Annotated in this window: 6 protein-coding genes and 1 pseudogene; 2 read left to right on the top strand and 5 right to left on the bottom strand. The window is 74.3% G+C overall.

Going from position 1 to position 9,392, the window contains the following annotated elements; translation table 11 throughout:
- On the bottom strand, positions 1-687 hold a 687-nt coding region (locus tag ACFVIM_RS28905), incomplete at its 3' end, for a hypothetical protein (RefSeq protein WP_384307315.1).
- 667 nt (positions 688-1,354) lie between these two features.
- A complete protein-coding gene (locus tag ACFVIM_RS28900; RefSeq protein ID WP_384307312.1) occupies positions 1,355-2,545 on the bottom strand; it encodes an acyl-CoA dehydrogenase family protein in 1,191 nt (396 codons plus the stop codon).
- Positions 2,546-2,868: 323 nt separating this feature from the next.
- On the opposite strand from ACFVIM_RS28900, the gene ACFVIM_RS28895 reads away from it, so the two are divergent.
- On the top strand, positions 2,869-3,927 hold the full coding sequence (locus tag ACFVIM_RS28895; protein WP_384307308.1) for an enoyl-CoA hydratase/isomerase family protein: 1,059 nt from the start codon (positions 2,869-2,871) through the stop codon (positions 3,925-3,927).
- A 150-nt stretch (positions 3,928-4,077) separates the two neighbouring features.
- Here the strand turns inward: ACFVIM_RS28895 and ACFVIM_RS28890 are convergent, their stop codons facing one another.
- Positions 4,078-5,061 (bottom strand): ArsR family transcriptional regulator, encoded by a 984-nt coding sequence (locus ACFVIM_RS28890; protein ID WP_384307320.1) that lies wholly within the window; start codon positions 5,059-5,061, stop codon positions 4,078-4,080.
- Between the two features lie 92 nt (positions 5,062-5,153).
- Between ACFVIM_RS28890 and ACFVIM_RS28885 the strand changes: the two genes are divergently transcribed.
- The gene (locus ACFVIM_RS28885; RefSeq protein WP_384307306.1) at positions 5,154-6,254 is read left to right on the top strand and encodes an alpha/beta hydrolase family protein; all 1,101 of its coding nucleotides are present in this window, start codon (positions 5,154-5,156) and stop codon (positions 6,252-6,254) included.
- Between the two features lie 248 nt (positions 6,255-6,502).
- Here ACFVIM_RS28885 and ACFVIM_RS28880 read toward each other — a convergent pair whose 3' ends face one another.
- Both ACFVIM_RS28880 and ACFVIM_RS28875 read right to left on the bottom strand, forming a co-directional pair.
- Positions 6,503-8,488, bottom strand: a complete 1,986-nt coding sequence (locus tag ACFVIM_RS28880; RefSeq protein ID WP_384307317.1) for a SpoIIE family protein phosphatase — start codon at positions 8,486-8,488, stop codon at positions 6,503-6,505.
- A gap of 523 nt (positions 8,489-9,011) precedes the next feature.
- Positions 9,012-9,392 (bottom strand): annotated as a pseudogene (locus ACFVIM_RS28875) (multidrug transporter); the annotation flags it as partial.

Genomic DNA, 9,392 nt, shown 5'->3' with positions numbered 1-9,392 from the left:
GGCTTCGGCGACGGGGAGGCCGAAGCCCTCGCCCTCGGGGGCGCCGAGCGCGACGAAGACCGAGGTGTCGGCCAGGACCCGGGCGACCTCCTCATGCGGAAGGCCACGGATGTCCCGCAGCTCGACACCCTCGCTCCTCGGGTCGTTCCGCAGCAGCTGCTTGAGCAGGGAGCTTTCGGAGGGCCGCTTACGGGACATCCACGCGATGCTGGGCGTCCTGGCGCGGGCGGGGCGGAAGAGGCCGGCGTCGATGGGGTTGGGCACCAGCGTCGGCGGCGGGAGATGGGGGATGGCGCGGCTGAGCACGTCGACGCCGTCCCGGGAGATGGTCCAGAGCGCGGGCGGATCGGCCCAGCCGGGGTAGGGGTGGAGGTCGGGGCAGGTCAGAAAGGTCATGAAGTGGCCTTGTACGAAGATGACCTTGCGTCCGCCGGGTGCCGGGTCCACCCCGGGCAGGACCGTCAGCTCCGGCAGCACCACCAGGTCGTCCGGGCCGAGGTCGATCTCGGTACCGGAGAGCGTGGGCACGGTGTCGTCGAACCAGGTGTAGCGGAACCCGGGCGTCGGGGACCAGCGGTAGGAGTCGACCCCGGCGGCCGCGAGCAGGGCCACATGTTCCGTGATCAACCGGTTTCCGCCCACCGGGTACTGGTACTCGAACCCGGTGTAGATGACCCGCCCACCCATGAACTGACCTCGCATCCATAACACATGGCAAAGGAAACCCGCACTGGCGACGGATGACTGTCGACCAGGGAGCCGAAGGGGCCTCATTGCCCACGCCGACCGCGCCCCTGAGGAAGAGGAAGAACCAGTTGGCCTGGCCATCCGGTTGCATTATTTGCAACACAAATGACCGCCTCGAATCACTTCGACCATACCCACACGTTCAGGCCAGAGGCAATGGTCTAGTCCCTCGTGACAGGCCCGCCGGAAAACCGTCGAGACCGACGGCGCAAAGGATTTCAAGCCAGGAGAACGGGCTTTGGGTCATTGTCCGGACTGGCTGGTAAGCGACCAACGCTTTCCCGTCGCTCCCCCTCTCCCCGGTCCATCATCCCTTACACGAGCAGCGGAAACGCAGCCTTCATGAATTCCGGAGCGATGAAGCCAGCACGACACATGGCTGGATCGCCCTCTTTACAGGGGCTCCTCCTCCCCCATCTCACCGCCCTGCCGGAACTCCGGCGAGCCGGGAATTCACCGGGCGTACGGCGACGGGTGACCGGGTTACCGTCCAGTCACCGGACACCACACGGCCGCTCGCACCCATCGCCCACGAGTCGACTCCCCGGGCCCCTCCCCGGACCCGGCCTAAATGGTCCATACCAATGCCGGTGAGCCGTCACGAAATTCAGCGGCGAACCCTCGGCATACCCAGGCCGATCCAGGAAATGATCTCCCGTTGGATCTCGTTGTTGCCGCCGCCGAAGGTGAAGATGACGGCGGAGCGGTAACCGCGCTCCAGCTCGCCCTGGAGCACCGCCCCCGCCGAACCCTCCGTGAGCGGGCCGGCCGCCGCCGCCACCTCCATCAGCCAGGCGTAGGCGTCACGGCGCGCCTCGGAGCCGTAGACCTTGACGGCGGAGGCGTCCTGCGGGGTGAGGCTGCCGTCCTGGAGCGCGCCCACCATGCGCCAGTTGAGCAGCCTCATCGCGTCGAGCCGGGTGTGGGCGCGGGCCAGCCGGGCGCGGACCCAGCCGAGGTCCAGGACACGGCGGCCGTCGGCGAGTTTGGTGTCGGCGGCCCAGCGCTGGACGTCGCGGAGGGCGCGGATCGCCATGGTGCCGTGCGCCGCGAGGGTGACGCGCTCATGGTTGAGCTGGTTGGTGATCAGCCGCCAGCCCTCGTTCTCCGCCCCGACCCGGTGTGCGGCGGGGACGCGGACACCGTCGTAGAAGCTGGCCGTGGTGTCATGCCCGGCGAGGGTGTTGATCAGGGTCCAGGAGTAACCGGGGTCCGTCGTCGGCACCAGCAGCAGGGTGATGCCCCGATGCGGCGGCGCGGCGGGGTCGGTGCGGGTGGCGAGCCAGACCCAGTCGGCGGTGTCGCCGTTGGTGGTCCAGATCTTCTGGCCGTCGACGACGTAGTGGCCGGTGGCCTCGTCCCCCTCCCGTACCGCACGGGTCCTGAGCGCGGCGAGGTCCGTGCCCGCCTCGGGCTCGCTGTAGCCGATGGCGAAGTCGATCTCGCCGGAGAGGATCCGGGGCAGGAAGTACGCCTTCTGCTCCTCGGTGCCGAACGCCATGAGCGTCGGCCCGACGGTGTTGAGGGCCATCAGCGGCAGCGGCACGACCGCCTGCGCGGCCTCGTCGAAGAAGATGAACTGTTCGACGGGGGTGAGTCCACGGCCGCCGTACTCGGCCGGCCAGCCGACGCCGAGCCAGCCGTCGGCGCCCAGCCGCCGGATCGTCTGGCGGTAGAAGCGCTTGCGCTCGACCCGGTCGGCGAGCCGGGCGTGGGCGTCGTCCGGCATGAGGTCGGCGAAGTAGGCGCGCAGCTCGGCGCTGAGCCGCCGCTGCTCGGGCGTGTAGGCGAGGTGCACGGCCCCTCCAGAGTGGTCGGTGGGTCGCTGCGGCCGCACCCGGGGTGCGGGGCGGACCCGGGCGGCGGTGTGCCCCGGGCGCGGCGCACACGGTAGAACGTGTTGCAAGAATCCGGAAGGGCCATGACGCGGGGCGCCCTCGCGGGCACGGGGAGCGCGGCCGGGGTGAGCCGGTCGCGCGTGCGCATCGCCGACGCGTTCGCGGGCGCCGAACCGCCGCAGCTCTGCCTCAGGGCCGCGCGAGGCCCGGCCCCCTGCGTGCCACGGCCGTGCGTCGGCGAGGATGGGGAGGGAAGATCCGTACCCGGAAAGGAACGCACACGATGGCCCTGGACGCGTCCGACTCCGTCCTCACCTCGACCGAGGGCCATGCGGCCCATATCGTTCTCAACCGCCCTCGTGCCCTCAACTCCCTCACCCACGCCATGGTTCGCACCCTGCGCTCGGTGCTCGACGCCTGGGAGCACGACCCCGCCGTCGGGACCGTGGTGATCCGGGGCGCCGGTGAGCGGGGCCTGTGCGCCGGGGGCGATATCCGCGCCATGAGGGAGAGCGCGCTGGCGGGCGACCGGACGGCGCTGGACTTCTGGCGGGACGAGTACCTGCTCAACGCCCGTATCGCACGCTTCCCCAAGCCGTATGTCGCGTTGATGGACGGGGTCGTGATGGACGGCGGGGTCGGGGTCTCGGCCCACGGCGGCGTACGGATCGTCACCGAGCGCTCGGCCGTCGCGATGCCGGAGACGGTGATCGGCTTCGTCCCGGACGTCGGCGGCACCCATCTGCTGGCGCGCGCCCCCGGCGAACTGGGCACCCATCTGGGCCTGACCGGGCTCGCGGTGGGCGCCGCCGACGCCGTGCTGTGCGGGCTCGCGGACCACTTCGTCCCGTACGAACGCTTCCCCGGGCTGATCGCGGCGCTCGCCGTGGCCCCGCCGGAGGAGGCGGTACGGCGCTTCGCGCGGCCCGCCCCGGAGGGGGAGCTGGCCCGGCGGCGGGAGTGGATCGACTCCTGCTACAGCGGCGACTCGGTGGAGGCGATCGTGGACCGGCTGCTCTCCCACGGCGACCCGGCCGCGAAGGACGCCGCCGAGACGATCCTGACCCGCTCGCCGACCTCGGTGAAGGTGACCCTGGCGGCGCTGCGGCGGGCGCGGGCGCTCGGGGCGCTGGAGCCGGTGCTCGACCAGGAGTACCGGGTCTCCTGCGCCGCCTTCCGCTCCCCCGACCTGGTCGAGGGCGTCCGGGCGCAGATCATCGACAAGGACCGCAGACCGCGCTGGTCACCCGCGACCCTGGCGGAGGTGACGGACGCGGACGTGGCGCGCTACTTCGCGCCGCTCGGCGCGGACGAGCTGGGGCTGGCGCCCGTACGGGGCTGACCGGACCGCCGCCAGGACGAGTCGCCCCGTGCGCACCGGACGACAACTCTCGGCCCGCCCGGTGGCGAACCGCGGCTCACCGGCTCCGCCTCCTGACGGAACAGGTCGTAGAAGTACGGAAATTGACGGACCCTGACGAACCATGACGGGCTACGACGGCCCGGCGCCCGCGACCAGCGCCCCGAGGGCCGTGCGCCGATGGGTGACCGAGCGGCCCGTGCGGGCCGTCGTCACCAGACCGGCCGCTCGGAGCGCCGCCGCGTGGGACGACGCCGTCGCGCTGGTGACATGGAGGGCGCGGGCCAGGGAGGTCGTGGTGTGGGGCTCGGCGAGCAGCCGCAGGGCGTCGAGCCGGGTGCGGCCCAGCACCGTGGCCATGGCCTCGGCGGGGGCGGCCGGGCGCCCCGCGGTGGGCGGGAGCCCGGGACCGGCCGGATAGGTCAGGACCACGGGATGCCCCGGGATGTCCTGGAGCAGCGGGCCCCCCGGGTGGTGGAACGTGGGCAGCAGCACCAAACCGCGCCCGTCGAGGCGGACATCACGGCCCGGGGCCGCGCCAGGCGTGTGGGGGTGGCCGGGCCACTCCCACACGCCCGCACGGAGTCGGCCGCCCGGGGCCAGGCCGGTCAGCGCGGCGGCCACCCCGTGCTCGGCGACCGTGAGGGCGTAGCGGGTGAACTCCGCGCGGTGCAGGTCCTGTACGACGGTCCAGACCGGGGCGAGGACCGTCTCGAACGCGGCCCGCTGGGCGCGGCGCAGGGTGTGCCAGGCCGTGTCGTCGCCCGCGTGCAGGCCATGGATCCAGCGCGGGGCGGGCGCCGGACCGTAGACCCGTTCCAGCTCGGAGCGGACCAGACCGGGGCGGGTGGCGCGGATCCGCTCGAAGCCGTCGGACAGGGTGTCGCCGAGGACGTCGAGGAAGGCGGGCGGGCGGCCCGCCGGGACCAGGTCGCCGAGCGGGGCGGCCGCGGGCGGGAGGGAGCGCAGTACCCGGCCGCGCCACGGCGCGAACAGCGGCCCGCCGCGCTGGGACACGGCGGTCGTCAGGGCGGCGTGCAGTTCCTGGAGCGGCGCGGGGCGGGGCGCGAGGCGGACCCGGGCGAAGTCGTCCGCGGTGAAGTGGATTCGCAGCACCGGCACCACGCACAGCTCCTCGTCTCAGGCCAGCCTTGTGGCCAGGACCTGAACCTTCGCACCGCGACGGCCCCCGCTCCCAGGCTGTCCCCATGACCTCTCGACGCGCTCTTCTGAAGGGCACCCTATGCGGGGGTGCCGCCGCCCTGCTGCCCACAGCCGCGTTCGCCGCTGCCTCCGGCGCCTCTGCCGCTGCCTCCGGCGGTGGCCCGGCGCTGTGGCTGCCCGCGCCCTCCGGCTCCCACCCCGTCGGCGTACGGACGGTCCATCTGGTGGACCCGGCCCGTACCGACCCGTGGGTGGGTGGCGTACGGCAGCTGATGCTCACCGTCCTGTACCCGGCCCGGTCGGTGGCCGGCCTCTGCCGCGCCCCGCAGCTCACCCGGGGCGAGGCCGCGGTGTTCGCCGCGTACGCGCCGTACGTGCGCCCGGGGCTGCCGGGGCCGGGAGCGGTGGACTGGGGCGCGGTCCTCACCCATGGGTACCCGGGCGCGCCGCCGCTGCGCGGACGGCGTCCGGTGCTGGTGTACTCGCCGGGCGGCGGTGACTCCCGCACACTCGGAACGACCCTCGCCGAGGACTGGGCGAGCCATGGCGGGGTGGTCGTCCTCGTCGACCACCCCGGTGACGCCTCGCAAGTGGAGCTGCCGACGGGGATGCGGAAGACGGTCCTGACCGGCCCGCCGGACCCGGCGACCTTCCGCACGATGGTGGACACCCGGATCGCGGACCTCCGCCTGGTCCTCGACCGGCTCGGGACTCTGCCGCTCGCCCCGGTCATGGACGCCCGCCGGATCGGGTTGTACGGGCACTCCGCGGGCGGCACGGCGGCGGTGTACACGGCCTGCCGCGATGGCCGGGTCGGCGCGGTGGCGAATCTGGAGGGCTATCTCGACCTGTATCCGGTGCCGCGCGGCTTCGACCGGCCGCTGCTGCTGGCACGCACCGGCGGATTCGAGGGCGCCGCGCGCGTCGAGTCCTCCTGGGCGGGCCTGCCCGGCCGCCGGGTGCTGCTCGCCGACGCGAACCACTGGGCGTTCACCGACTACGGCTCGCTCGTCGCGCGGCTCCACTCGGCCGGTCTCGTGACCGCGTCGGCGCGTGCCGCGCTGATCGGTACCGGGGATCCGGTGGTGACGCTCGCCGGGGTACGGACCCGGGTGGGGGGCTTCTTCGCCCGCCATCTGTCGTAGCGGCGCCGGCCCGGCGGCACGGTACGGGGGAACGGTACGGCGGGAACGGCGGGACGGTACGGAGGGTACGGAGGGTACGGAGGGTACGGAGGCGGCGGCCCGGCCCTCGGCCCCGCCCGTCGGCCCCGTCGGCCCGCTCGACCGCCGCGCCTTCGGGGGACACCGCCACCGCACCTCGGGGGAACATCGCCGCCACGCGGGGAACACCGCCGCCGCGCCTTCGGGGAGCACCGCCACCGCCCCACCCGCTACTCCAGCGCCCGCAGCAGCAACAGCGCCGTGTCGTCCCCGCGTCGCCCCGGGCCGGGCGGCACGTCCAGCAGCGCGTCGGCGAGGCTCTCCAGGGAGCCGCCGCCCGCGCGGGCGAGGCGGTCGGCCAGCGCGGCCACCGACTCGTCGGGATCGACCCCGGGCATCTCGATCAGCCCGTCGGTGTAGAGCAGGAGGACGGACCCGGGCCGCAGCGGCACCTCCGTCGTGGGGTAGACCGACGCCCGGTCCACACCGAGCAGCGGCCCGCCCGGCAGCCGCAGCACATGGACCCGGCCGCCGGGGTCGCGCAGCAGCGGCTGGGGGTGTCCGGCGCGGGCCATGCGGACCCGGTGGGCGGGCAGGTCGAGATGGAGGTAGACACAGCTCGCCAGCAGATCGGCGTCGAGGTCGATCAGCAGCTTGTTGGTGCGGGCGATCACCTCGCCCGGGGTCGGGGCGACGGCAGTGTACGCGCGCACGGCGGTGCGGACCTGGCCCATCAGCCCGGCGGCGGTGGCGTTGTGGCCCTGGACGTCCCCGATGGCGGCGGCCGTCAGGGAGGTGCCCGGGATCAGATCGTAGAAGTCACCGCCGATGTCCATGTCCTCGGTACCGGCCAGATAGCGGACGGCGACCTCAAGGCCCGGCACCACGGGCAGGGTGTGCGGCAGCAGCGCGGACTGGAGGCCCTGGGCGAGCCTCAGTTTGGTGTCGTAGAGCCGGGCCCGCTCCAGCGCCTGGGCGATCAGTCCGCCCAGGCTGGTGAGCACGGCCCGTTCCTCGGTGGCGAACCGGTGCTCGGTGGCGTAGCCGAGGACACAGAGGCCGACCGGGCGGCCGGAGGCGACCAGCGGGAGATAGGCCCAGGCGGCCATGCCGTCCGGGGTGGCGTGCCGCGCCGGGTAGACCCGTTCCAGCTCCGCCCGGGACTCGAAGAACGCCGGGACCCCGGTGGCCAGCGCCTGGGCACCGGGGATCTGGGCGGTCAGCGGCACTCCGTCGAAGCGCTCCACGACACGGGCGTCCGGATAGCCCCGGTGCCCCAGGACCCGCACACGGCGGTTCTCCGGCGCCAGGAAGACCAGGGCACTGCTCTCCAGCGCGGGCATGATCTCGTCGGAGACGCGCTCGATCACATCGGAGACGGTGACGGCCTCCGTCAGGGCGCTCGCCAGTTTGAGGATGTGGGAGATGGTGACCAGCCGGGCGGGGCCGGTGCGCTCCTGGCCCGTGCTCGGCCGCCCCGGCGTGTCTCCGGCCCGGTCGTCGGGGGCGATGCGCACGCTGACGCCGTCACGGCCGGGGTGGAGGCGGAACGCCAGCCAGTCGCGGGGCGGCCGCAGCGCGGTGAAGCGGGTGACGCGCTGGCTGACCATCGCGGCCCGGTAGCGGTCCTCGTGCACCGGGTCGTCCAGCCAGGGCACGGCGGTCCACAGCCGGGCGCCGACCAGCTGGGAGACGGGCACCCCGATCAGGTCGGCGGCGGCGGGGCTGGCGTAGGTGACCCGGGCGTCGACGTCGAGCGCGCAGTAGCCCTCGGGGAGGCGGCTGAGCATCCGTACCGCCTCGATCGCGCCGACCGCGCGCCCCGGCGAGCGGGGCCCGACGTAGTGCGGCTCGGTGGTGACCGGGGTGCCGTGGCGCGCGGCGCGGTGCAGCCGCCGTCCGAGGCCCTCGCACACGGTGATGAGGTGGTCGCGCTCCCGGGGGGACAGTTCGGCGGGGTGGGAGCCGGGGAAGGTGACGTATACGGCGCCGTAGACGGTGTCGTCGCCGGTCAGGGGCAGTGCGGCCATGCAGTACGAGTACGGGAGGACGATCGCGATACGGGGGAAGCGCCGGGCCATCTCCTCCTCGCCGGGCACCCAGATCAGCCGCCGTTCGAGGACGGCGGCGGCGACCGGGGCGGGGGCGGGGCTGGTGATCGCGATCCGTTCCCAGGGCGCGGAGAAGGCCCGGGGGAGTCCGGCCTTGACCGCCATGTCCAGGACGTCGGAGGTCTCGCCCGCCGAGAGGAGGTAGAGCGCGCCCGAGGTGGCGTGGACGCCGTCGACGAGCGCCGACAGCGCCGAGGCGAGCACCTGGTTCCCCTTCGCCCCGGGGGTCTCGGGCTCCTCAGGCTCGTCGGGCGCCTCAGGCTCGTCGGGCTGCTGCGGCCCGGCCACACCGCACCACCTCCTGCGCCGCGCCTGTGACCAGGCTCCCCCGGCCGGGCCGGACCCGCACGGCGAACCCCGCCAGGCGGGGCGCGGGCCGCCCCATGGGCCCCGAGCGCCACACGGGCGACTCGGCGCGCCTGGCGAATGACGCCCGCAGGCCGGTGGTCGCCCGGCCCGCGCGGCACACCCGCGACCCGGCGCGGCGGTCGGTGCGCCCCCCCGCGTCGCTGGCCGCCCCGCCCGCGCCCGTCAGCGCCACACGTCACCACCGCCCTGACACGCCCCCGACCGGCTGGCGCCCGCACGCCAGTGGCCGACCGGCGCCCCGACCGGCTGGCGCCCACCGCTACCCCGGCGCCCCGCCCGTGGCCGTGATCCGCACCCGTACCCGCTCGGTGACCCCGCTCACCGTCAGCGACAGTTCCACCTCCCCGCTCCGCAGGCCCGTCAGCTCCCCCGTGCCCGGGTCGAACGCCGCCCGGTGCCACGGACCCGCACCCGCCGCCGGGCCCAGGTGCACTCCCTTCGACCCCGTCCAGTCGGCGCTCAGCGGGAACCCGACCGGCACGGCGCGCCCGCCCTGGGTCACGGTCGCCCCGGCCCGGACGCGCTCCCCCACCGCGACGGCGGACGGCAGGGTGAGGGCGAGCGCGTCGGTGTACGGGCGGGTCTGCACGGTGATCCAGTCGGGTCGCGGCGACCCGGTCCCGGTGGGGCGGTGCCGCTC

The organism is Streptomyces sp. NPDC057638 (assembly GCF_042800315.1).
Classification (GTDB): Bacteria; Actinomycetota; Actinomycetes; order Streptomycetales; family Streptomycetaceae; genus Streptomyces.
The sequence above is the reverse complement of the archived record's forward strand: the minus strand, read 5'-3'. Positions and strand labels throughout refer to the sequence as shown.